Here is a 24,633-nt window from a genome sequence, read left to right on the forward strand (position 1 = left end):
ATTAAAATAGTAATATGAAAAAAGATGAATGGCATATAGTGCGCTTTGCTTCGCGCGGTAACAACAGCTTTATAGAATCTGCCAAGGCTGCAGTACAGGATTACTTTTCCGCTAATAACATCTCTGTGTATGCCAACAGGGAAATGTGGATTAAAACAATCGTAATGCTTTCGTTATATTTTGTACCCTATACTTTGATGGTGGTGGGCCTCGGCGCCGGAAACGTGTGGTTGTACCTCGGCCTGTGGTTGCTTACCGGTCTGGGGGTTACCGGTATTGGTGCTTCCATTATGCATGATGCCAACCACGGCTCGTTTTCTCCCAAAAAGGGTATTAATGATATGATAGGCCATATCCTGGAAATCATAGGCGGATATGCACCTACCTGGAAAATACAGCACAACGTACTCCACCACACTTATACCAATGTAACCGGTTTGGATGAAGACATTGACAGTATTAAATTCCTGCGTTTCTCTCCCAATCAGCCCCGCCACTGGTATCACCGCTACCAGCACATGTATGCATGGGGCTTTTACATGCTTATGACGCTTTTCTGGATGACAGCAAAAGATTACCTGCAGGTATTACGCTATAAAAGTCATGGCCTTCTTTCAAAACAAAAAGTAACGTTAAAACAGGCCATGTTCAGGATTTCTCTATTCAAAGTGATTTACTATGGATATATCCTGGTATTGCCGTTAATATTCTCCGGGATGCCCTGGTATTGGGTGCTGGCAGGATTCTTCCTCATGCATTTCACCGCAGGGTTGCTGCTGGCCTGTATCTTTCAGCCGGCACATGTTATGAGTTCCTCCGGATACGCCACCCCGGACGCCGACAGGAAAATGAAAGACAGCTGGGCTGTACACGAAATGGAAAATACCACCAACTACGCACCACGCAGCCGTGTATTGTCCTGGTGTATCGGCGGGTTAAACTACCAGATAGAACATCACCTGTTTTCCGGCATCTGTCATGTGCATTACCGGAAACTGGCGCCTATTGTGAAACAACAGGCGGCTGCCTTTAACATACCTTACCAGGTTCAACCAACCTTTATACGCGCCCTGTGGGAACATGCCCGCATGCTCAAAAAACTTGGCCGTAAATAAAACAAACAGGGGAGCGCCACAACCGGTACTCCCCTGTTTATCTTACCCCTGCACCTGCTCCCGGTAAGCAGAAGGACTCATGGCATGATATCTCCTGAAAAATTTGTTCAGGTGACTCTGGTCGTTAAACCCCAGCTCATGACTGATTTCTTTCAAAGAAAAAACACTGTAGTGCAACCTGTTTTCCAACAGCTGCAATTTATACTGGTTCACATAATCCCTCAGCGTGCTGCCGGTTTGCTCTTTAAAAAAAGCGCCCAGGTAATGTTTGGAAAAACCAAACAACTCCGCCAGCTGCTCTACCTGGATATCATCTGCCTGGTGAATATGTTCGTGGATATAGTTAAGAATATGCGTTACCCTCGCGCCGCTTTTGGCGCCTGCTTCCAATAATTCCTGATCAGCTACCTGTTTAATCATGGAAAACAATGCCTGTAACAAAAAGAAAACAGTATCACTGTTTTCTTGCCCGGCAGCTTTCCACTCTGCCACCACCAGCTGTATCAAGGGTTCCATACGATGAACAGCCGTAATCATTCTCTTTTGCCGCGCCTGTAACAACAGCTGATCCAGCTCCTGGTTCCAGCTTTGCTGCAACCGTATGTTACCCGTGCCATGCAGGTATACATTGGTAAACTTGATAAAGGTAAACGTAGTGGGCGCCGTAATTTCAAAATGATGCGCATCACAGGGCGCCAGTAAAAACAAACACGGACCATCATACGGAATATTCATCCCCGAAACGCAATGCGTACCGCTGCCCTTGTGTATAAAGATGAGTTCAAAATGATTATGGTTATGCACCGGATGCTCCCATTCCCGGGTAGTAAAGTGCGACACTTTCAGGTACTCGTGTTGTATGTATCTCTTCATTCTTTAAAATATACCAATGAACCCCGCGGATGTACAAGTAACAGGCAACCCGGAGAGCTGATCTTTGTACTGTTAAAAATACAACACAGATATGGAACAGCATAATAATAAGAAAGTAGCCCTGATAGCGGGCGCGCAGGGAGTAATAGGACGTAATCTTATCGATTACCTGCTTACACAACCCAACTGGGAGATTATCGGTTTATCCAGGAGAGGCGGTGACGGTAACGCAAATATGAAGCACATTGCAGTAGACTTATTAAGCCGCGAAAACAGTGAGCAACAACTAAAACAACTCACTACGGTGACGCATATATTTTACGCCGCCTACCAGGACCGTGGCAGCTGGGCGGAACTCGTGCCTCCCAATATGACCATGCTCCGCAACGTAGTTGAAGTGGTAGCACCTATTGCCCCTAACCTGCAACACATCAGCCTGATGCAGGGATATAAAGTTTATGGCGCACACTTCGGTCCGTTTAAAACGCCGGCGCGCGAAACAGATGCCGGTCGCTTTATGCCGCCGGAATTTAATATGGAGCAGCAACGTTTCCTGGAAGCGTATCAACAGGGCAAATCCTGGTCGTGGTCCGCAATCCGGCCTTCTGTAGTAGGTGGCTTTGCATTGGGTAACCCTATGAACCTGGCAATGGTGATAGCCGTGTATGCCGCTATTTCAAAGGAACTGGGACTGCCGCTCCGCTTCCCCGGAAAACCAGGCGCCTACGATAAACTCATGGAAATGACCGACGCCGGCCTCCTGGCAAAAGCCACGGTATGGGCAGCCGAAAGTGATGCCGGCACAAATGAAGCCTTTAATATTAACAACGGTGACCTCTTCCGCTGGTCGGATCTGTGGCCACGCATAGCCCGTTATTTCGATATGGAAACGGAAGCGCCCCTGCCTATGCAACTGGATGTGGTAATGGCCGACAAGGAACCACTATGGAATACCATGATGGAAAAATACGGGTTGCAATACAGCTATGCGGAAGTATCGTCCTGGAAGTTCGGCGACTTTGTTTTTTCGTGGGACTACGACTTTTTTGCCGATGGCAGCAAAGCACGCCGCGCAGGCTTCCGGGAGTTTGTGGATACCGAAGCGATGTTCCTGGAAATCTTTGAAAATTTTAAGAAGATGAAAGTAATTCCCTGATCTATGCTTTTTCCAATGTGAAATTCACCGCTGCCGTGAGGCGCTTCATGGCAATAGCCAGCTGGTTTTCCACCGTTTTAACCGAGAGGTTTAAAATGGTGGCTACCTCTTTATAACGAAGGTCGTATTGTTTTACAAGGATGTATACCATTTTGCATTTGGGAGGAAGTTGTTCAATGGTATATTCCATTTTACGGATCATCTCCGCAGAAATCATCAGTTGCTCCGGATCGCTTTCAAAGGCAATTTCCAGTTTATCTTCTTCTGCAAAAACTACCTGCCGGGAACTGGCCTGTTTACGCATATAATCAATCGCTTTATTTTTTGCTACCACAAACAGGTATACCTGCGGATTTTTTATGTCCGTCAGTGATTGCCTTTTTTGCCAGCAATGCATAAAAACATCGTTCGTTATTTCTTCTGCTACCTCTTTACTACGGGTAAGCGAAAAAGAAAAACGTAACAGCCTGATGAAAAAATGATGATAGAAAGCTTTGAAGGCCGCCTGATCATTGTTCACCGTGATGTTTTTAAATAATTCATTGATTGTACACTGATCCATCCCTTTTAAGCCACTGATATTGGTTGCAATAATATATAACGCAGATTACGCTAAAGTTAACAAAATAAATTATCCCGCAATTTATTTTTAGAGTAGTGTTTTTTTGGCGGAAAATGGTGGTATCTGCGCTATTTCCGGGAAAAGAAAAAATTTACCGGCGGCTTTGGGGGTTTTTCATTTTCTTTTCGTCCTTCTGATATAACACGGATAAAAATAAATGATCGAGCGCAACCGGGTAAATATATTGATGGCCAGGAAAGTATCCGGAGAGGCCACCACAGAAGAACTGAAAGAACTGGAAATGCTGCTGATGCAGTTTCCGGAGCTGCAGTATGCTTTTACCATTATCGGGGATATCAGCTCCGTTAACAGCGCCAACGGATTTTCCCCGGCAGAAGAAGAACGGCTGGCCAGCGAAGGAATGGACCGCATCAACCTGTTCCTCCAGCAGGAACAGGAGCTGCCTCCCGCCAAACGGTTGATCCCCTGGCGTATGATCAGCGGCATTGCTGCCGGCATCGCTATACTCATCACGGCCTACACCCTGTGGCCGGTCGTGCCGCGCAAACAGGCCTTCCGCAATGAAGTGGTTACTAAAACCGGCTCCAAAACCAGCGTGGTACTGCCGGATGGCACCAGCGTAATACTCAACGCCTGCAGCCGCCTCCAATACGACGCCACCCGTTTTCTGAACGGCGAGCGTGAGGTGAGTCTTACCGGTGAAGCGTACTTTGATGTAAAGCATGATCCCGCGCATCCGTTCATCATCCAATCCGGCAACATAAATATCCGGGTGCTGGGAACTGTATTCAATGTAAAAGCCTATACAGAAGATGCTACCGTGGAAACAACCCTGCTCAGTGGAAAAGTGGAAGTGGATTTCCCGGATAATGATCATGGCGGAGCGAGGAAAACCGTACAGCTGCAACCGGAACAAAAATTAATCATCGGCATAAAAGAAAATAAACAAATACCTGTAAACAGAAAAACCAACTTCAGCATCACACCGGTAAAAACAATGGCTGCTGCCGGCAACCATACCACAGCGGAAAAACCAGCCACCGCCTGGGTTAACGACCGCTTCGACTTTGACAATGTAACGTTTGAACAACTATCGCACGACCTGGAACGCTGGTTCAACGTAACCCTGCGTTTTAAAAATGATAAATACAAACACGAAGTATTTACAGGCGCATTCCGGAAACAAAGTATTGAAGATGTATTGCAGGCATTACAACTGATGTCGGGCTTTCATTATGAGATGAACACGAAAGAAAATGTTATTTACATATGGTAAAACACAACATCCAAACGTCATCTATGGCTTGATAATCCACTGATTTTTTATTGCAGACAGCAAATAAAAAAAGGGAAATGCAGCAACATTCCCCCTTTTAAAATGCTGGCTAAACAATGTAAACCGATTTCCTTACGATCTGGTAACGGCTCATTATTTAACCTAACGAAACAAATTTATGAAAAAAAGCTATTGGTGGCCTTCCCATATTCCCCAGCGGAATATGAGGAAACTATTATTGCGTATGAAACTAACCTCCGTATTGCTTTGTGCCGGGTTCTTACAACTAAGCGCACATGGGTTTTCACAGGAACGGATCAGTGTTAATTATAACAATATTAACATTGGTAAGCTGCTGACTGTCATAGGACAGAAGAGCGACTATACTTTCCTGTACAAAAATGCCAGCATCCCCGACCGGAAAATCTCTATCTCCATGAAAGATGCTCCGGTGGCGGAGATCCTGGATAAGGCGCTCGCAGGCACCTCGCTGGGATATAAGATCATGAAAGATAACCTGGTGGTAATCCTGGAAGCAGGTGAAACCGTACAGAATGTTCATATAAGAGGACGGGTAACCGACGAAGCCGGCAACCCGCTGATTGGCGTTACCGTGCTGGTAAAAGGTACCACACAGGGCGCTAAAACAGATAATGATGGCCGCTTTACCCTGGAAGTACCCGAAAACGCCACCGTGGAGTTCACCTACGTTGGCTACGAAGCCCAGCAGATGAAAGCACGTGACGGCGCCTCTCTTAACATTGCCATGAAAGCCAATTCCAGCGGCCTCAATGAAGTAGTGGTAGTAGGTTACGGCAAACAGAAAAGGGCTAATCTCAGCGGCGCGGTAGATGCTATTTCCGGTAAAGAACTGGAAAGCCGCCCTATCGCCAATATCGGTAACGGCCTGCAGGGATTATTACCCAACCTGAATATCACCAATAACAACGGCCGCGTATCTTCCGCACCAAAATTTAACCTGCGTGGTATGACCTCCATCAACGGCGGCGATCCCTTCATACTGGTAGATAACATCCCTTTCACCAATGAAGAAGTGTCGCGCCTCAACCCCGCCGATGTGGAAAGCGTAACCACCCTGAAAGACGCCGCCTCCGCCGCCATCTATGGCGCCCGCGCCGCCTTCGGGGTAGTGCTCATTACTACCAAGTCGGGAAAAGACGGCCGCCTCCTGATGAATGCCAACGCCAACTACGCCGTGCGCACATTAGGACTGGTACCAAAAATCATTACAGACCCACTCACCACCATGCAATACAAGCATGATGCCGCCACACCACTGTATGATCTGTACCCCGCCGCCGACAGGGCCTATGCAGAAAAACTTGCCAACGACCCTTCTTTGCCAAGAGTAATCGTAAGCCCCACCGATAAAACAAAATATGCTTATTACGGATCTACCGACTGGCTCCATGAAGTATACCAGAAAACAGCGCCCGCGTATAATGCCAACTTCAGCATTTCCCGCGGAGATGAAAAACTGAACTACTACTTCTCCGGAGATTATTACAAACAGGATGGTATGCTCCGCTATAACCCCGACCAATACACACGCTATAACATGCGTGCAAAAGCTACCTATACCATCAACGACCGCGTGAAAATTGGTAGCAACACCATGTACACCAACACCACCTATTCGCAACCCGCCAATACCGTTGATTACTTATTTTTTCATAATGCTAACCGCACCCCTTCTTTGTCCGTACCCCGCAACCCGGATGGTACCTGGACTTCAGACGGCGCAGCATTACTGGGTAACCTGCAGAATGGCGGCCGCTCAGCAGATACCTGGAGCGAATTTATGACCACGCTCAACGCAGAAATAAACCTGGTGAAAGATGTATGGACCCTGAAAGGAGATGCTACCTACCGCCGCGGAAATAACGTAGGTAAATCCTATACACTGCCGGTTCCCTACAGCACCGGACCGGATCAGCCTACCCAATATACCAACGGTAACCAGTCGTCCGCCAACAACAGTACCAATGAACTGAAGTATAATGTATATAACGTTTACACCGACTTCCACAAAACATTCAATAAAAAACACGCTGTTGGCGCACTCGCAGGGTTCAACCAGGAATACCACTACACCAATATATTCAATGTAAACAGGCAGGGACTCATCAGCACACAATACCCCACCCCTCAACTGGCTACCGGCAATATCACGGAAAAACAAACCATCGAAGACTGGGCCGTAAGAGGTATTTTCTATCGCCTGAATTATACCTATGATGATAAATATATTGTAGAAGTAAATGGCCGTAACGACGGATCATCACGCTTCCGCGCCGATAACCGCTGGGGCTTCTTCCCATCCGCTTCTGCTGCATGGGTAATTTCCAAAGAGAAATTCTTCAGCGGCATTAAAGGCATCGACCTCCTGAAACTCCGCGGCTCCTATGGTTCCCTGGGCGATCAGCAATGGAAAGCCTACGGATACATGCCGCTCATGTCGGCCGGTAACATCAACTCCGTATTAAATGGCCAGCTACCTATCGGCGTATATGCACCAACACCGGTTACTGCCACCTACACCTGGCAGTCGGTGAAAACCGTTAACGGCGGTATCGACTTCAGCATGCTGAAAGAAAGATTATTCTTCAGTTACGACCGCTACACCCGCTATACCAACGGCATGTTCGCCAAAAGCCAGGAACTGCCCAACGTATACGGCGCACCGGCTCCAAGAACCAATTCTGCCGACCTGAAAACACGCGGATGGGAAATGACCCTTTACTGGCGCGATCAGTTTAAAATCGGTAACAACGACTTCGGATACGGCGTAAAATTACTGGTGGCCGACAGCCGTTCCTTTATTACCCGCTTCACCAATCCTACCGGTACGCTCGCCAACTACGACGCCGGCTCACTGGAAAACCGCAACTACTACCAGGGACAGGAAATAGGTGATATCTGGGGCCTTGTTACAGAAGGATTTTTCCAGAACGAAGACGAACTGAAGTCACATGCCAAACAATCCAAAGTAGGGTCCGACGACCAACAGTACCAGTTTTATGTAGGCGATCTGAAATTTAAAGATCTCAATGGCGATGGCTCGGTTGACTATGGCGACAATACCATCAGCAATCCCGGCGACAGGAAAATAATCGGTAACAACATGCCGCGCTTTCCTTACAGCATCGACCTCACCGCCTCCTACAAAGGTTTTGATTTCCGCGCGCTCATCCAGGGTATCGGAAAAAGAGACTGGTACCCCAATGCAGGTAACCACTATTTCTGGGGCGTATATGCACAACCATGGACAAACGTACAGGTACACAACCTCGATCGCTGGACTCCAGAAACACCCAATGGTTACTTCCCACGCCTGAAATCATATATCGCAGAAGATGCCACCGAACTGGGCGCACCGCAAACCAGGTACCTGCAAAATGCAGCGTATACCCGTCTCAAAAATGTTTCTATCGGCTATACCATTCCAAAGTCCATCACAGAGAAGTACAAGATTTTCCGTTTCCGTGTTTATTTCAGTGCGGAAAATATCTTTACCATCTCCCACCTGAAAGCAAATATCGATCCTGAAGGACTGGACGGTTCTGTATATCCTTACCAGAAAACATACTCGTTCGGATTAAACCTGAACTTTTAATTAATTCAAACATCGGAACATGAAAAATAAAAGGCTTTATTTATCACTCATCATACTGGGCTGTGCAGCAGCTTCCTGTAACAAGGACTTCCTGCAACGCAACCCGCAAACGGAGATCTCACCGGAAGCATACTTCAATTCACCACAGGATCTGAATACCTATATCAACGGCTTATACGACGATAACCTTTCGGCGCCGTATGACGATAATAACTCCGATAACGTTTCCGGCAACACCGGCAGCGAAATGGACAAACTGGTGCACAACACCCTCGACGAAAACACCGTTGGCGGATGGAACGACTGGGATGTACTGCGCGATATCAACTTTCTGCTGGATAACGCCGGTAAAGCAAAAGGTGATGCTGCCGACATTAATCACTACATAGGCATTGCCCGCTACTTCCGTGCGAGATTTTATTTTGAAAAGATAGCCACCTATTCTGATGTGCCCTGGTACGGCCACGCATTAACAGATGTGGACCCCGATCTGTACAAAGGTCGTGATCCACGGTCCGCAGTGGCCGACTCTGTGCTTGCTGACCTGCAGTTTGCTGTGGATAATATTAAGGTAGATGATAAAGACAACGGCACCCGCGTAAATAAATACGCTGCCCTGGTACTCATGTCCCGCTTCTGTCTTTTCGAAGGAACATTCAGAAAATATCACGACGAAGTAAAACTTGCCAGCACCGCTGAAGCTTTTCTCCAGAAGGCGGTATCAGCAGCGCAACAGGTAATAAGCAGTAACCGTTATGTGATCTACAATAACGGCAAAGGTGGGGAAGACTACCGCGCTTTGTTTTCCAGTCTTTCCTTAAACGGCAACAAAGAAATTATCCAATGGAGAGATTATCCACAGAGTCTTGGTAAAGGCAACAACACGCATACAGTACTCGGATGGACCTGGTCGCTCAGCCAGAGCCTTGTATACAGCTACCTGATGAAAGACGGCACGCCATTCACTTCACAGCCAGGCTATGATAAAACAGGCTTCACCGCCACCTTCAAAAACCGTGATCCTCGCCTGGCCGAAACAGTGGCCTATCCCGGCTTTTCCACCACCCAGGATAATAACCTTTACATCGCAAAGCCTAACCTCGGCGCTTACGACCAGTTGAAGTTTTATCCACGCGATCCGAAACAACGCCAGGGCTGGGAAACTAACTATACCGCATTACCCGTATACCGTTACGCCGAAGTACTGCTCAACTTCGCTGAAGCAAAAGCAGAACTGGGCAGCCTCACACAGGCCGATCTTGACATATCCGTGAACCTGCTGCGCCGCAGGGTGCAAATGCCCGACCTCAACCTTGTTACTGCTAACGGAAACGTGGACCCGGTGCTGAATGCAGCCTACCAGGTAAGCGGCGTCAATAAAGGCGTGCTGCTGGAAATACGCCGCGAAAGAAGAGTAGAACTGGCCTGCGAAGGGCTGCGTCTCAAAGATATCAATCGTTGGAGAGCAGGCGCGCGTTTACAGGAAGCGCCACAGGGCATGTATGTTCCCGCACTCGGCGGCATTGATATGAGTGGCGACAACGTAGCCGACATCGCTATACTGCCAAACACTACAGATACTTCTTCTATCGCCGGGTTACCCGCTGATGTGAGGGCAAAATTGTCACGTTTCTATCTCACGGATAAAAACGGGGAAAATAATTTCTACCTCGACAACGGCACCAATGGTCATATCAAATTTACTGCCGACCGCGCCGGCCGTACTTTTAAAGAGCCCCAGTTTTACTATCGTCCTATACCAAAACAACAGACGATACTGAATGATAAACTGAAACAGATATTCGGCTGGTAAACCGGATGAACAGTGATGAGCAGGATTACCACGATCCATGTTTTTGCGGGGAATGACTCACTGCAAAAACATGGATCGTGGTAATCCTTTTTAATACCGCAATCATGCTTATAAAATAAATCCATTCATGAAAAAATTACTCTTAACCCTCCTCATCGCCTGCAGCCTGCAAACACTGATGGCACAGGGATTCTCAGGGCAGGTGTTTACAGACAATAATGCCGACGGCAAACCAAACAACGCGGAAAAAGGACTCGCAGGCGTGCGTGTATCCGACGGACTCCACGTAGCCATCACCGATGCCAACGGTAACTATCACCTCCCCGGTCACACGAAAACAAGATTTATATTTATCACCACACCCGCCGGATACCGGTTCACCAAAGCATTCTATATACATACCGATAGTACCCTGTCCACCTACGACTTTGGTGTGCAGCCCGTGACTAAAGCCACAGCAGCCGCCGCAAAGTTTGTTCGGCTCACCGATACAGAAACCTACCAGTTCAACAACTGGATCACCGATGCAAAAGAATATGCATACAATGAAAACGCTGATTTCATGATCCATACCGGCGATATCTGCTACGAAAAAGGTATGGCATTCCACGCGCAATACATCAATACCCGCACAATGGGAGTACCCGTATATTACTGCATCGGCAATCACGATCTCGTAAAGGGTCCGTACGGTGAAGCATTGTACGAGTCCTTGTTTGGCCCGGTGTTCTACTCCTTTGATGCCGGCCCCGCGCACTTCATTGTAACGCCCATGCGCAACGGCGATTATCAACCTTCCTATACAGTAGATGATGTAGTGCAATGGCTGAAAAATGATCTTGCCAACACGGCGCCTGAAAAGCCCGTGATCGTGTTCAATCACGATCTGCTCACTTATGATACGTTGTTTACCATCCGTTCAAAAAACGATAGCATCAACCTCAATGAACATCACCTCAAAGCCTGGATCTATGGCCACTGGCATATCAACTTTGCACGTACCCACGGCAACACCGGCATCCGCTCCCTCTGCGCTGCGCCGCCTCCCGACGGCGGTATCGACAACTCGGCTTCCAACTTCGATATAATCGGCGTGGATAAAAACGGACTTTCGTTTGTGCAACGGCGTTATACCTATGTACACGATCAACTGGTATCCGTGTCGCCGTCGGCAGCAGGCATTGCATTTGACCAGGATAAAATGGTGATCAGCGCAAACGCCTATCACACTGCTTCCCCGGTAAATAAAGTACTGTTCAGCTTATTCGATAAAAAAGGAAACCTCGTGAAGCAGGTATCGCTGCAACCCCGCACCGACTGGAACTGGTTTGCTACTACTTCCATTCCCGCTGCATGGTTAAATGGCGTATATACCTCAACGTTAGAAGCTACATTAGGTACCGGTAGGGTACTGTTCCGCAGGGATACATTTACGCTGGTAAAAAATATGCCTGTAAAAACCAGTGCGAACGCCGCCGATTGGCCGGAAGTATTACAGAACATACAACGTACAGGCGTTACCGGTATACCCACCGCCGGACCGCTGCATTTAAACTGGACCGCAAACGTGGGAGGTAATATCTGGAAATCATCTCCCATATGCGCCGCAGGCAAAATATTCACAGGCACTATTGATGATGAAGGGAATCACCATAGCAGCATCACCGCGCTGGATGCACAAACCGGCAAACAGTTGTGGCAATTCCCCACCGGTAACTCCATTAAACACAGCATCAGCTACCACAACGGCCTGTTGCTGGCTACCGATGCAGAAGGCGTTACCTACGCCCTCGATGCCGCTACCGGTAAACTGAAATGGAAACACACCGGCGATCTGAAAAACCTGCCCGCCTATAATTCGGCCGGCGCTATCCACGATGACGTTTACTTTACCGGCGCAGGCAATTATTTACAGGCCCTGGATATCCGCACCGGGCAGGTGAAATGGACGAACCACGACTGGACCGGCGGGGAAGGCACTCCCGCGGCAATGGCTATCCACAACGGGCAGCTCATCACTTCTTCTAACTGGAACCACTTGTTTGCCCACAACGCCGCCACCGGGAAATTGCAATGGAAACGCAGCGATGAAGGGATCCGCTTCCGCAGCGGCACACCGGCATTCTTTGATAATTTGTTGTATGTACACGGTATCAATAAACTTCATATCCTGGACCCCGCTACCGGGAAAACTACAGACAGCATCCCCGTTACGGAAGAACTGAAAACCATGACGGCGCCGCTGGTCACTAACGGATATATCATTACCTGTACGGCTTCCGGTGGTATGCTGGCCTTCGATAAAAAAACAAAAAAAGAGCAGTGGCGTTTTGTACCGGGTGAAGCCCTGTTTTACTCTGCACCTTATTCCTCCCCAGCTTCCGCCACTATCGAATCCACGCCTTTACTGGCCGGCAACCGCCTCATTGCAGGCGCGTCTGACGGGTATGTATATGTGATAGACCTGGCCACCGGGACACTGATCAGCCGCTTCAATACCGGCGCGCCCGTATTGGCGGATATGGCTGTGTATAACGGCATGCTGTATGTAGCAGATTTTTCAGGAAACGTAAATGCGTTCCGCTTATAAGAACACGCATCTTATACAAAAGAGGATATTTCCGTTAAAAGAGATATCCTCTTTTTATATAACAAATTATTATCTTACGAATATTGCTTCCCTTTTTTAAATATTTTATTATAGTTTGCAGCAGAAGTGGAATATTGAATACGGAAAGCAATTGCCAATCAACCAAACATATAACGAGAAGGCGCTTCTTTTACAGATAGCAGCGGGAGATGAAACTGCCTACAGGCAGGTATTTAACAGTCACTGGAACCAGATCTACCAGGTGGCCCTCAGCTTCCTCAAAACACCCGGAGAAGCGAAGGATGCAGTGCAAACAGTGTTCATCAAACTATGGGAAAAAAGACACAAACTGCCGGAAGTCGACAATTTCGACGCCTGGTTGTTTATTGTGGCCCGTAATACGATTGTCAACATCCTTCATCAGCAGGCGTCCTTTGTGGATGTTCACCAGGTGGAAGACACCGTTCCGGAAAACTATCTCACCCCCGACTCTTTACTGGAATACAAACAAACCGCCTCCCTCATCCAGGATGCCATTGCACAGTTGCCACCACAGCAGTCGCTTATTTTCCGTTTAAGCCGGGAACAGGGTTTAACGCATCCGCAAATTGCACGCGAGCTGAATATCGCGCCAGCTACCGTGAAAAGCCATATGGTGCGGGCGCTGAACACCATCCGGGAATATGTCCGGAAACAGGGTGGCAACGCATTGCTCCTCATCTGGCTGCTGGAAAAATTAGGAAAATAAAAAAAGTTTTCCCTCAACTGCACCTATCGCCCTTTTTTTTGGTCTTTATAGTAAAGACGCTATTTTCTGATGTCTTAAAATGTAATCGTGTATGCACGCATCCGGGGAATTCCAGTCATTAATGGATAAATACCTCACCAACTCCATCACAGCAACGGAGAAGGAACTACTGTTCGCCATGATCAGGAGCAGGCAACACCTGCCCGTCCTGGAAAAAGTAGTGGACGATGCACTCGGAACACCCATTGAAGTAACCGAAGACATAGCCCTCAGGGAAGAAATCTTTGCTTATATAAAAGCACAGAACCAGCCGGTGAAAAAATTAAGCCCGTGGCCGCGCTATGCCGCGGCAGCAGCCATTTTACTGCTCATCGCAACAGGTGCTTACTATTGGCTGCAACCACCGTCCAAAGTACCAGCGCCGGCAGCAGGCTATATCAGCACCGCTAAACCCGGCGCCAACAAAGCCATTCTCATACTGGCCGATGGCTCCAGTATTGCGCTCGACAGCTCCGGCAAACAGCAGCTGCAACAGGGCGGTACTTCCATCCACCAGCAGGGCAGCCAGTTGAAATACGATGTACAAAGCAGTACCCCAGGCGTAAGCTACAATGTATTGCGCACCCCGCGCGGCGGACAGTTCCAGGTAACATTACCGGATGGTACAAAGGCATGGCTCAACGCCGCTTCATCGGTCAGGTATCCTACCGCATTTACCGGTAAGGAAAGAAGGATAGAAATTACGGGAGAAGTATACCTGGAAGTAAGCCCCTTTAATGCAGGCGCCGCGGAAAACATGCCCTTTGTGGTAGTATCCGCACATCAGCATGTAACGGTACTCGGCACGCATTTTAATATCAACGCGTACGAAGAAGAAGGAGCCACCAGCACCACATTAATTACAGGAAAAGTAAGGGTGTCCGCACAAAGCGGCAACGCCGGCGTGATACTGGCGCCCGACCAACAGGCGGTTACTACCCATAACGGCGCCATCACCACTATCCCGGTACGGCAGGTAGAAACTTCAAAGGTAATAGCCTGGAAAAATGGCTATTTCGATTTTGAAGAAGAACGCCTGGCCGTGGTTTTACGCCTCCTGTCGAGATGGTATAATGTGGATTTTGAGGCGGATCCCGCCATGCTCAATCTGAAATTCAGCGCGGTAATATCCCGCTCGTCACAGATAAGCGATGTATTGTCATTATTGTCGGCCACCGGCGCCGTGAAATTCAGGGAAGAAGGAAATAAAATTAAAGTATACTGATTTTTTATACCGACTGTCGTTTTTAGAGTCACCATGCGCACCACCACGCATCCGGGCGAAATTTGCTATGCACTGCAGACAAAGCAAATGATACCCATCATTCAATAACGCGATTAAACCAGAATCTACACAAATGAAACATTTGTGGCTTTATCATCATTTCCTGCACTATGGCAGCAGGACAAAGACCAAACCATTATCAACCATGAAGTTTAAAGCTATTTTTCTGTTGATGACCTGCCTGCAGGTAGCAGCAACGGGCTTCTCACAAATTACGATCTCAAAAAACAGCACCACGCTGGCAGAAGTATTTAAAGAAGTCCGGAAACAAACGGGTTATGTATTCATCTACAACAATGATATGTTGCCGGATGAGAAGCGGTTTGACCTGCATGTAAAAAATGCGCCGGTGAAAGAAGTACTCACGCAATGCCTGAAAGGCTTACCACTCACCTATTCCATCCGCGACGGCAATACCATTGTAATCAGTCCCTACAAACCATCTGGCAGTACGGACGAACAGGCGCAATCCATCGTGCTGCGGGGCCGGGTTTTCGATGCAAACGGCCAGCCATTGCCCGGCGCCAGCGTAATTGTGAAAGGAACCCGCCTGGGTACATCCACCCTGGCTGATGGTACTTTCCAGATCCGTGTACCGGACGAAAAGACTGCTATCCTCATCACCTTTGTCGGCTTCAAATCACTGGAACTGAAACCCTGGAAGGAAGGAATCCGTACCATACAACTGGAACGGTCCGCCGTGGAAATACAGGACGTAGTGGTGCGCACCGGGATGTTCGACAGGAATAAACTCACCTTCTCCGGGGCGGTGGCCTCTTTCAGCGGCAAGGACCTGCGCCGGGTAGGGAACCTCAACGTTGTCCAGAGCCTAAAAACACTGGACCCCTCCTTTATCGTTACCACCAATAATATCCAGGGTTCCAATCCCAACCAGCTGCCCAACATAGAAGTACGCGGCAAAACAAGTCTTTCCTCCAGCACAGTAAGGGACCAGTTTTCCAATGATCCTAACCAGCCGCTGTTTATCCTGAATGGAATGGAAACAACCCTGAGCCAGATCGTGGATCTCGACATCAACCGGGTGGCCTCCATTACCCTGCTCAAAGATGCCGCGTCTACCGCGCTGTATGGCTCCAGGGCCGCCAACGGCGTGGTGATCGTGGAAACCATACAACCCAAACCGGGAGAACTCAATGTATCCTACACCGCCGACCTCCGCTGGGAAATACCGGACCTCCGCGATTACAATATGATGAATGCAGAAGAAAACCTGGAATTTCAACGACTGGCAGGATTGTATAAAAAAGAATTTGGCTTTTCCGGCATCACCAACGACAACCTCTATAATCAACGCCTGGCAGCCGTACGCAGCGGAGTTAACAGCTACTGGCTCAATGTTCCGCTGAGAAACAGCTTCACCAACGGGCACTCGCTGCGCGTGAGCGGTGGCAGCCAGGAATTTCAATATGGCATAGGACTGAACTACCGCGGACTGAACGGCGTTATGATCGGCTCCGACAGAACCACCTGGGGCGCTACCGTGGATCTTGCCTATCGCAAGAAAAAACTGAACATCACCAACCAGCTGTATGTAAACGGCACCAACTCCAACGAATCGCCCTACGGCTCATTCAATGATTTTGTAAACATCAATCCCTACTACCGGAAAAAAAGAGACGACGGCAGCCTGAACACAGACCGGTACCTGGAAACATACCTGGTTAACACCAACTCCTTTATTCCTGATACCGTTAAAGTAGGCAACCCGCTGTACAATGCCACGCTCAATTCAAAAAACAATACCAACACCCTCATACTCCAGAACAACCTGAACTTCATATACGATTTCACGCGGAGCTTCCGGCTGTCCGGTGGCTTACAGGTACAAAAAGGAAGTACCAAAGGCACGCTTTTTATTCCTGCCGCCAATACCATGTTCGACACCGTGGATACATACCGGAAAGGCCGCTACACCGATTCCCGTACAGATAACATGAGCTACCAGGCCAACCTGATGCTTACTTACAGGAAAGTATTCAACGATGTGCATAGTCTCACCGGGAACGCCCGGACGGAAATGCAGGAACAAAGTCAAACCTATTCCGCTTACACTGCCACTGGTTTTCCGGAAGGTGTAAATCCCAATCCTGCCTTTGCCTATGGCTTCCTGCCGGACACCAAACCCATATACCAGAAAACAACTGTAAGAAGGGTTAATGCACTTGGCAGCGTTAACTACGCATACGACAACCGCTATTTTATAGATGCAAATTTCAGGATAGACGGCTCCACTTCTTTCGGCGCCGAAAATAAATACTCTCCTTTCTGGTCGGCCGGTGTGGGTTGGAACATCAGCAGCGAGCATTTTATGTCAGACATACAATGGCTAACCATGCTCCGGATCAGGGGGAATATAGGTACCACGGGCAACCAGGCGCTAGGCAGCTACGCCTCCACCTCGGTTTACGGATATGAAAATAACCTGAACATCTACGGACAGGGGCTTTATCTCACCCAACTCGGTAACCCGTTGCTGGAGTGGCAGAAAACACAAAGCACCAGCGTTGGTATAGATGCTTCCCTCTTTGATAACCGCTTCACCGCTACTTTCAACGCCTATGAGAAATTGTCAAAACCACTGATCACCAACGGCTCGTTGCCTGCATCTTCCGGCGTATCTACCTATGTGCTGAACGTAGGAAACCTCCGTACCCGCGGGGTGGAAGCTATTGTACGGTATGCACCCATCTATCTGCCACGGAAAAATATACTGTGGACACTCGGCTACACCGGGAGCCTGTACAAAAGCAGGTATGAAGGATTCTCCAACATTCTCAAAAACCTGAATGATGAAGCGCAGAAATCCAACTCCCTGCAGCGCTATCTCGATGGTTACAGTCCCGATGAACTCTGGGCGGTAAAATCACTCGGTATTGATCCCGCTTCCGGTAAAGAAGTATTCAGAAAAACAAACGGGGAAAAAACACTGGTATACGATCCTGCCGACATCGTTCCTATCGGCAACGGCAGGCCACAGGTGGAAGGCGTGATCAGCTCCAATCTTAATATCAAAGGATTCCTGTTTGGTATCAATCTCCGTTACAGTATCGGCGCTTATATTTTCAACTCCGCCCTGTACAACAAAGTGGAAAACATCAGCTTCGACCAGCTGCAGTACAACCAGGATAAAAGAGCGCTGGAGTTACGCTGGAAACAACCCGGCGATGATGCGCTGTTTAAAGGGATCAGTCTTACCGATGTAACGCCGATGTCGTCCCGCTTTATCCAGAAAGAAAATTATCTCACGGGCGAATCTATCAATGCGGGCTACGAGTTCCGCTCCGTACAATATCCGTGGGTGCGGCGTCTGAAACTGCAAACCATCCGGGTAAACGCCTACATGAACGATATCTTCCGCCTGTCGAATATAAAATCTGAAAGAGGAATCGATTATCCTTTCAGCAATGCGGTTTCTTTCAGTTTAAACATCTTCTTCTAAATATATTTTTTATGCAACCGATAAAACGCATCTTTCCGCTCCTGCTGCTTACCATTCTCTTTCTTTCAATGGTATCCTGCAGTAAATACCTGGATGTACAGCCGGAAGACAAGTTCCTGGAAAACCAGGTATACGGCAGCCAAACATCTATCCGTAATGTGATCAACGGCATCTATCTGAACCTGGCCAAACCCGCGGTGTATGGCCGCGAGCTTACCGCTACCACCCTCGATGTGCTGGCCCAGTATTATAACTGTGCGGCCACCTCCCACCCTTTTTATACAACGTTTGGGTACAAATACACAGATGCCACTGCGATGTCGCATACCACCGCTATCTGGAACAATGCCTACACCGCTATCCTGAATATCAATCTCTTTATTCACAATGTAGATAGCACCAACAATGTATTGAGCGCGGAAGAAAAAAATCTGCTGCTGGGAGAAGCCTACGGGCTAAGGGCGTTTGTGGCCTTCGATTTGTTGCGGCTTTTCGGACCGGTATATGCCACCGACTCCACTAAAACGTCTATTCCCTATCCCGTTACACCGGAATCAAAAATAGAGGCGTTATTGCCCGCTAATACCGTTATCACAAATGTGCTGGCTGATCTATCTACAGCAGCCACCCTGCTGGAAAAAGACCCGGTACGCACGGCTGGTATAAAGGCGCCGGATGCTATGGCAGATAAATTCTTCAGTCTGCGCAACCGCCGCATGAATTATTATGCCGTGAAAACCCTGCAGGCAAGAGTGCTGCTCTACAGGCGCGATAACACAGGCGCTGCCGCCACAGCAACAGCCGTAATCAATGAAGCCACTCCCTGGTTTCCCTGGAGTCCTTCTTCCCTCTCCGCTCCCGGCATTGTGAACCCGGACCGGATCTTTTCTTCCGAAGTTATTTTCGGGCTGGAAAATGCAGATATGTATGCCACTCAAACCAGCTGGTTCGCTGCGAGTCTTAACACCAGCCTGCTGGCGCCGCTGCCGCAGCGGCTTACCGCCATTTATGAAGATTATAACAACGATTACCGGTACCGGATCAACTTTGATGTAGACAGAACTTCCGTACGGACAGACAAAACCTTCTTCAAATATGCAGATATACAAAACAAAAACCTGCTCTACCGGAAACTGCAACCTTTAGTGAGGCTCACAGAACTGTATTACATCGCTATAGAAGGAGAAACCGATGACAGCAGGGCTTCCACACTGCTGAATACCGTACGCTACAACAGGGGCCTGCCTCCGGTTACTATCAGCGGTGATAAGAGGAACCAGCTTACTAAAGAATATCAGAAAGAGTTCTGGGGAGAAGGGCAGCTGTTCTACTATTACAAACGCATCAATCTTCCGGCCATCAACAGCGGCTCTTCCGCCAATGCCACCATTGCCATGACGCCGGCAAAATACGTAGTGCCGCTTCCGCTATCCGAAACCACTTTCAGATAGGAAGCCTTTATTCTTAAATGTATCAATGCAAATAACATGAAGATTTTTCCAATATACTTCCTCCTGCTCACCGCTCTCGTAACCGGATGCGCCAAAAGTGAACTGCTGCATTACACAGAAGAAAGCAATGTCTTTTTTTCCTACTCCCGCTTCGGCACCAACTATGATACTATCATGATCAATTTTGCCTTCCGGGGAAACAGAACAGAAGACAGCACCGGGTTTTATGTAAACCTGCTGGGGAAAGTCACCCCGGATAACCGGTTGTTCAATATGACAGCAGATCAATCCAGCACCGCTGTAGCGGATAAACATTATCGTTTACCCGTTAACGATAGTCTATTTATTCCTGCCAATGCCAACCAGAAACTGGTACCTGTTAAGATCCTGCGACCGGCAGACCTGCGCGAAAAAACAGTGTCGCTGTTTCTGAAGCTCAGTCCCAACAACAATTTTCAAACAAACATGAGCGTGTTCAATGCTGCAGCGACAGATGTTATATCTGCCACCAACCTGGAAATTATCATACAGGATATCCTTCCCAAACCTGATCTCTGGGATAACAACACCAGCGCGCTGGGCGCTTATTCACGCAAAAAACTGGAACTGCTCGTTGCCAACCAGTCGCTCTTGCTGGCGAAATTTTACGCGGGTACACTGTACTCCACCACACAGCTCACCAACTACTCCAGGCAGTTCCAAACCTATTTAAACAACCAGAAGAACGCAGGTAAAACAATTACAGAAGAAGATGGAACCGAAATGAAAATGGGGTCCGCTGTTCAATAATATTCTTTCATCTTATTCATCAACAAATATGAACACTCATCATTACAAACCAATATTGATCTCTTTCATCTTTGCACTGCTGCTGTCGGCATGTATGAAGGATAAGGGCAACTATACCTATACACCCATCAACAGTATCACTATACAGGGTGTGGACTCTGCTTACCTGTTGGATTACGGCACACGTTTGCAGATCAAACCGGTGCTTAAATTTTCAAAAGATGATCACGAGGATACTGCCAACTATACCTATAACTGGGTGGCGGATCACCTGGTAGGATACACGATGGCGCCCACCATCATTTCCACCTCGAGGAATCTTGATACCGTGATCACGCTTGACTACGGCCTCTACGCAATGTACTACCGCGTTACCGACAAAAAAACGGGTGTGTTCACCGACAGCTATTTTACACTGAATGTAGGCGCACCCTCCTATGAAGGATGGATGATGCTGTGCGATATGGAAAATGGTAACAGCCGCCTGGATATGATTTCACACAGTGGTAACACCGATACATTATACCGCGATATCCTCAAAGAAGTACGCTCTGCTTACAAAACAACAGGCACGCCTGCTTTTATAGCCACCCAGTTTTCACAGCTCGGAGGCCCTACCAACGGATCTCTCGGCATATTTGTAGCCACCAGCAAAAATGCCGTGCTTCTCGGACTGGACTCACTGGATTATGTACCCGCTTACGACCTGAAGAATTTTATGCAGGCGGCGGAGCCTGTTACCGACTGGACAGGCGCCGACATTTCCCTCCGGATGTATGGCGGTTTACTTTATGTCAACAACAATATCTATGGAATCGGTTACAGCTCCATTAACAACCCGGTGAATACACAGGACGGAGGTTCTGCGCTTTTCAAACCATCGCGCTGGACCGCTCAAAACACGTCAGGCCAGTCGATCATCTTCAATGAAGATACCAAAACGTTTCTGCGCTATCCCGGATCAGGTACCACCTGTCTCACACTTCCCGCAGGAGACCTCTTTAATTTCAGCACCGGCATGGACCTGCTCTACAGCGCCTTTGCTCCATTCAACAGCGGCGAAGTATTTGCTGTGCTGAAAAACAGTACGACCGGTAAACGTTACCTGGCAAGATTTACAGTGCCCGGTAAACAGAACTATTTTGCAGAAATCACCGGCGACGGCATTGCTGATGCCGAAAACTTTGCAGTGAGTCCCGATCTTGGCTACCTGTTTTACAATGTAGGTGGCAAGGTGTATGAATATGATCATGCCACCAAACGCAGCATACTGATGCATGATTATGGCAACAGGAAAATTTCACTCCTGAAATTCCAGCCATTTGCCTCCACATACGCCAGCGCTTCCAACGCCACTTACTACATCGGGCTGAGTAAAAAGCTACTGGTGGGTACTTATATCCAGGGTCAACCGGAGAATTCTGGCATACTGGATATCTATAACGTTCCTGACATCAATGCACCGTTACAACTGTATAAATCATATGCAGGAACGGGTAAAATTTCCTGCATCGCCTACCGCGAACGATAAACATCTATCTAAAAAATTTATAAAAATGAGAAAAATCAAAACCAACCTCCTCTTCCTGCTCCTGGTCTTCACGGCCGGTGCAGCCTATGCCGGGCAGCCGTTTACCATTAACGGCAGCCTGCGCAAGGCAGACAACCAAACATGGGCGCATGTTTACTACCAGCTGGATGGTAAACGCATCCATGATTCCGCAAAAATCACCGATGGCCGCTTCACCTTAACAGGCAATATAGCTGAACCGGTAAAATCAGTTATTTCCATTACTACTCCTTCGTCAGGAACAAGACCCACTTTTACAGGCGCCTATTTCTACCTGGAAGCAGGAAATATCACCGTTACCAATGCAGATACCAGCAGGCAACTGCGTATAGGCGGCACTCCGCTCAATGAAGAATATAGCCGGCTGGAACAGGCACTCAGCAAGGCTTCTGCGCGTCAGGCAGATACTGCATTAAACAGCTATGCCGCTATCGCCCAACGCCGGCAGGAGGTTTACCGCGAATTCGTGGCAAAGCACCCGGCTTCACAGATCAGCCTGGATCTTGTATTGAACGATATCGGCGGAGCGGCAGACATGATGCAGAAAGAAACCCTGTTCAATAATTTATCGCCCGCACTGAAAAACAGCACAGCCGGAGTGGCATTTACCCAAAGAGTGGAACAGGCCAAACTGTTGCTGCCGGGAAAACCCGCACCCGACTTCACTGAAAAGGACACCGCCGGCATCGCCGTTTCCCTGAAAGATTTCCGGGGCAAATATGTACTGATCGATTTCTGGGCCAGCTGGTGCATGCCATGCAGGGCGGAGAACCCGCATGTACTCAATGCCTATAATAAGTATAAAGACAGGAACTTTACTATACTCGGGGTTTCACTGGACAAGTCCAGGGCCGACTGGATAAAGGCCATCAAAGAAGATAATCTTCCCTGGCAACAGATCTCTTCACTCGATCCGCAAAATGCAGAAGGCGCTAAGAAATATGCCGTCAGGTTTATTCCGCAGAATTACCTGATCGATCCGGAAGGAAAAATTATCGCCAGCAATTTAAGAGGCGAAGGGTTGGATAAACTCGATGAATTATTGAAGTAGCAAAAAGAAACCGCTGCAAACAAGTGTTTGCAGCGGTTTCTTTCTATTACATACAATCCGTTATACTGCTTCAGCATGTACAATCGCCGCCACTGGCGGCGCTACCACCGGCACCGGTTCTTCTGTTACCTCATCTCCTACCACGGGCCCGTTATGCGCCAGCTCACTGCCCTCTTTCTTCGATTTAAAAATAGGCCATAACAACTGTGCATACCATTCCTCTTCTTTATAATGTTTCAATCCATAAGCACTTGGATACTGACGGGTGATAATGCCTGTACCAAAAATGATATCCCAGATAAAAAACATATTCCCAAAGTTACCTTTGTAGTATCCCACGCCATCATCTGTAGTATCTGCATGGTGTGCATGATGCGTGGCGGGCGTTGAAATTAAACGCTCCATCACCCATGCTACCGGGTTCAGCCACCGGATGGTATAAAATGGCTTATCCCATTTAATACTGGAATGCGCTGCAGTAGTAATCAGTGATTTTATGCCGCCTACAAAAAGCGCCGGATAACCAAGACCCAGATAAGTAAGCGTTACTGTCAGGTAGATCTGCGAAAAGAAGGCGGTGTAAATAATATTCTGCCTGCTCGTCATCGCCATGCCCATATAAGGCGCGGAATGGTGTGTACGGTGAAAACGCCATAACAGGGGCAATTGATGATGCAGCCGGTGATACCAGTACTGCGTTAGATCATCAGCAACAGCCATGATCGCAATACCCCACCAGAACGGCACCCAGGCAAATGCATTCTTTGCATCAGGTAAAACAAAAGGCAATAACTTCAACCCGAAATAAGCAATCATCGGACGCAGCACAATTTTCGGAAGTATAAAACATACAATATCCAGTGTGCGTTCATTCTTCGTCCACTTATTTTCATACAATCCTACAGAAAATTCCACAATCCCCACTACCAGCATAATAGCCGGTAATCCCCACGTTTTGAGGTTATTAAATACGGCCTCCAGGAATGCCGGCGCGCGGAAGGAAAGATGCTCAGAAGTGGCATTCAGCCACGGTTTGCTGCCACTGATATAAAACGACAGAAACATGAGCCCTATCGGCAATACATATAGCAGTAAACTAATCAGGGAGTCCTTCAGGATCACCTGCGTCTGCGTTTTTGCTGTTGTTGTCATACTTATCTTTTTTATGTGATCAGTGATGTTGATTAAATAAAAAGT

At 48.1% G+C, this 24,633-nt stretch carries 16 protein-coding genes; 13 read left to right on the plus strand and 3 right to left on the minus strand.

The window, feature by feature from the left end; genetic code table 11:
* Window positions 1–14: 14 nt before the first annotated feature.
* The gene (locus tag PV783_RS28550; RefSeq protein WP_227024506.1) at window positions 15–1,115 is read left to right on the plus strand and encodes a fatty acid desaturase family protein; all 1,101 of its coding nucleotides are present in this window, start codon (window positions 15–17) and stop codon (window positions 1,113–1,115) included.
* A 42-nt stretch (window positions 1,116–1,157) separates the two neighbouring features.
* Here the strand turns inward: PV783_RS28550 and PV783_RS28555 are convergent, their stop codons facing one another.
* Window positions 1,158–1,988, minus strand: coding sequence for an AraC family transcriptional regulator (locus PV783_RS28555; RefSeq protein ID WP_420990471.1), 831 nt, complete (start codon window positions 1,986–1,988; stop codon window positions 1,158–1,160).
* A 91-nt stretch (window positions 1,989–2,079) separates the two neighbouring features.
* Between PV783_RS28555 and PV783_RS28560 the strand changes: the two genes are divergently transcribed.
* On the plus strand, window positions 2,080–3,144 hold the full coding sequence (locus tag PV783_RS28560; RefSeq protein ID WP_420990472.1) for an SDR family oxidoreductase: 1,065 nt from the start codon (window positions 2,080–2,082) through the stop codon (window positions 3,142–3,144).
* Window position 3,145: 1 nt separating this feature from the next.
* On the opposite strand, the gene PV783_RS28565 is transcribed toward PV783_RS28560, so the two are convergent.
* Complete coding sequence (locus tag PV783_RS28565) at window positions 3,146–3,706, minus strand: RNA polymerase sigma-70 factor (protein WP_079470642.1); 561 nt, start codon at window positions 3,704–3,706, stop codon at window positions 3,146–3,148.
* A gap of 217 nt (window positions 3,707–3,923) precedes the next feature.
* On the opposite strand from PV783_RS28565, the gene PV783_RS28570 reads away from it, so the two are divergent.
* The 11 genes from PV783_RS28570 to PV783_RS28620 all read left to right on the plus strand — a co-directional run bounded on the left by PV783_RS28570 (window position 3,924) and on the right by PV783_RS28620 (window position 23,436).
* Window positions 3,924–5,003, plus strand: coding sequence for a FecR family protein (locus tag PV783_RS28570; protein ID WP_420990473.1), 1,080 nt, complete (start codon window positions 3,924–3,926; stop codon window positions 5,001–5,003).
* A 244-nt stretch (window positions 5,004–5,247) separates the two neighbouring features.
* Complete coding sequence (locus PV783_RS28575; RefSeq protein WP_420990474.1) at window positions 5,248–8,640, plus strand: SusC/RagA family TonB-linked outer membrane protein; 3,393 nt, start codon at window positions 5,248–5,250, stop codon at window positions 8,638–8,640.
* A 19-nt stretch (window positions 8,641–8,659) separates the two neighbouring features.
* Window positions 8,660–10,453, plus strand: coding sequence for a RagB/SusD family nutrient uptake outer membrane protein (locus PV783_RS28580; protein ID WP_420990475.1), 1,794 nt, complete (start codon window positions 8,660–8,662; stop codon window positions 10,451–10,453).
* A gap of 127 nt (window positions 10,454–10,580) precedes the next feature.
* Window positions 10,581–13,043: a PQQ-binding-like beta-propeller repeat protein gene (locus tag PV783_RS28585; protein ID WP_420990476.1), complete on the plus strand. Its 2,463-nt coding sequence runs from the start codon at window positions 10,581–10,583 to the stop codon at window positions 13,041–13,043.
* Window positions 13,044–13,158: 115 nt separating this feature from the next.
* Window positions 13,159–13,791: an RNA polymerase sigma factor gene (locus PV783_RS28590; protein ID WP_159454334.1), complete on the plus strand. Its 633-nt coding sequence runs from the start codon at window positions 13,159–13,161 to the stop codon at window positions 13,789–13,791.
* A 91-nt stretch (window positions 13,792–13,882) separates the two neighbouring features.
* Window positions 13,883–15,055 (plus strand): FecR family protein, encoded by a 1,173-nt coding sequence (locus tag PV783_RS28595; RefSeq protein ID WP_420990477.1) that lies wholly within the window; start codon window positions 13,883–13,885, stop codon window positions 15,053–15,055.
* 133 nt (window positions 15,056–15,188) lie between these two features.
* On the plus strand, window positions 15,189–18,575 hold the full coding sequence (locus tag PV783_RS28600) for a SusC/RagA family TonB-linked outer membrane protein (protein ID WP_420990478.1): 3,387 nt from the start codon (window positions 15,189–15,191) through the stop codon (window positions 18,573–18,575).
* An 11-nt stretch (window positions 18,576–18,586) separates the two neighbouring features.
* On the plus strand, window positions 18,587–20,026 hold the full coding sequence (locus PV783_RS28605) for a RagB/SusD family nutrient uptake outer membrane protein (RefSeq protein WP_420990479.1): 1,440 nt from the start codon (window positions 18,587–18,589) through the stop codon (window positions 20,024–20,026).
* A 36-nt stretch (window positions 20,027–20,062) separates the two neighbouring features.
* Window positions 20,063–20,815, plus strand: coding sequence for a DUF4843 domain-containing protein (locus PV783_RS28610; protein WP_420990480.1), 753 nt, complete (start codon window positions 20,063–20,065; stop codon window positions 20,813–20,815).
* Between the two features lie 28 nt (window positions 20,816–20,843).
* Window positions 20,844–22,346, plus strand: a complete 1,503-nt coding sequence (locus PV783_RS28615; RefSeq protein ID WP_420990481.1) for a PKD-like family lipoprotein — start codon at window positions 20,844–20,846, stop codon at window positions 22,344–22,346.
* A 25-nt stretch (window positions 22,347–22,371) separates the two neighbouring features.
* On the plus strand, window positions 22,372–23,436 hold the full coding sequence (locus PV783_RS28620) for a redoxin domain-containing protein (RefSeq protein WP_420990482.1): 1,065 nt from the start codon (window positions 22,372–22,374) through the stop codon (window positions 23,434–23,436).
* 60 nt (window positions 23,437–23,496) lie between these two features.
* Here PV783_RS28620 and PV783_RS28625 read toward each other — a convergent pair whose 3' ends face one another.
* Entirely contained in the window at window positions 23,497–24,588 is a 1,092-nt protein-coding gene (locus PV783_RS28625) for a sterol desaturase family protein (RefSeq protein ID WP_336386638.1), read from the minus strand.
* Window positions 24,589–24,633 lie beyond the last annotated feature (45 nt).

The organism is Chitinophaga sp. CC14 (assembly GCF_048957795.1).
In the GTDB taxonomy this organism is placed as follows: Bacteria; Bacteroidota; Bacteroidia; order Chitinophagales; family Chitinophagaceae; genus Chitinophaga; species Chitinophaga ginsengisegetis.

Coding starts and splice junctions, on each gene's coding strand:
- PV783_RS28550 (WP_227024506.1), top strand. CDS start 15: ATGAAAAAAGATGAATGGCATATAGTGCGCTTTGCTTCGCGCGGTAAC.
- PV783_RS28555 (WP_420990471.1), bottom strand. CDS start 1,988: ATGAAGAGATACATACAACACGAGTACCTGAAAGTGTCGCACTTTACT.
- PV783_RS28560 (WP_420990472.1), top strand. CDS start 2,080: ATGGAACAGCATAATAATAAGAAAGTAGCCCTGATAGCGGGCGCGCAG.
- PV783_RS28565 (WP_079470642.1), bottom strand. CDS start 3,706: ATGGATCAGTGTACAATCAATGAATTATTTAAAAACATCACGGTGAAC.
- PV783_RS28570 (WP_420990473.1), top strand. CDS start 3,924: ATGATCGAGCGCAACCGGGTAAATATATTGATGGCCAGGAAAGTATCC.
- PV783_RS28575 (WP_420990474.1), top strand. CDS start 5,248: ATGAAACTAACCTCCGTATTGCTTTGTGCCGGGTTCTTACAACTAAGC.
- PV783_RS28580 (WP_420990475.1), top strand. CDS start 8,660: ATGAAAAATAAAAGGCTTTATTTATCACTCATCATACTGGGCTGTGCA.
- PV783_RS28585 (WP_420990476.1), top strand. CDS start 10,581: ATGAAAAAATTACTCTTAACCCTCCTCATCGCCTGCAGCCTGCAAACA.
- PV783_RS28595 (WP_420990477.1), top strand. CDS start 13,883: ATGCACGCATCCGGGGAATTCCAGTCATTAATGGATAAATACCTCACC.
- PV783_RS28600 (WP_420990478.1), top strand. CDS start 15,189: ATGAAACATTTGTGGCTTTATCATCATTTCCTGCACTATGGCAGCAGG.
- PV783_RS28605 (WP_420990479.1), top strand. CDS start 18,587: ATGCAACCGATAAAACGCATCTTTCCGCTCCTGCTGCTTACCATTCTC.
- PV783_RS28610 (WP_420990480.1), top strand. CDS start 20,063: ATGAAGATTTTTCCAATATACTTCCTCCTGCTCACCGCTCTCGTAACC.
- PV783_RS28615 (WP_420990481.1), top strand. CDS start 20,844: ATGAACACTCATCATTACAAACCAATATTGATCTCTTTCATCTTTGCA.
- PV783_RS28620 (WP_420990482.1), top strand. CDS start 22,372: ATGAGAAAAATCAAAACCAACCTCCTCTTCCTGCTCCTGGTCTTCACG.
- PV783_RS28625 (WP_336386638.1), bottom strand. CDS start 24,588: ATGACAACAACAGCAAAAACGCAGACGCAGGTGATCCTGAAGGACTCC.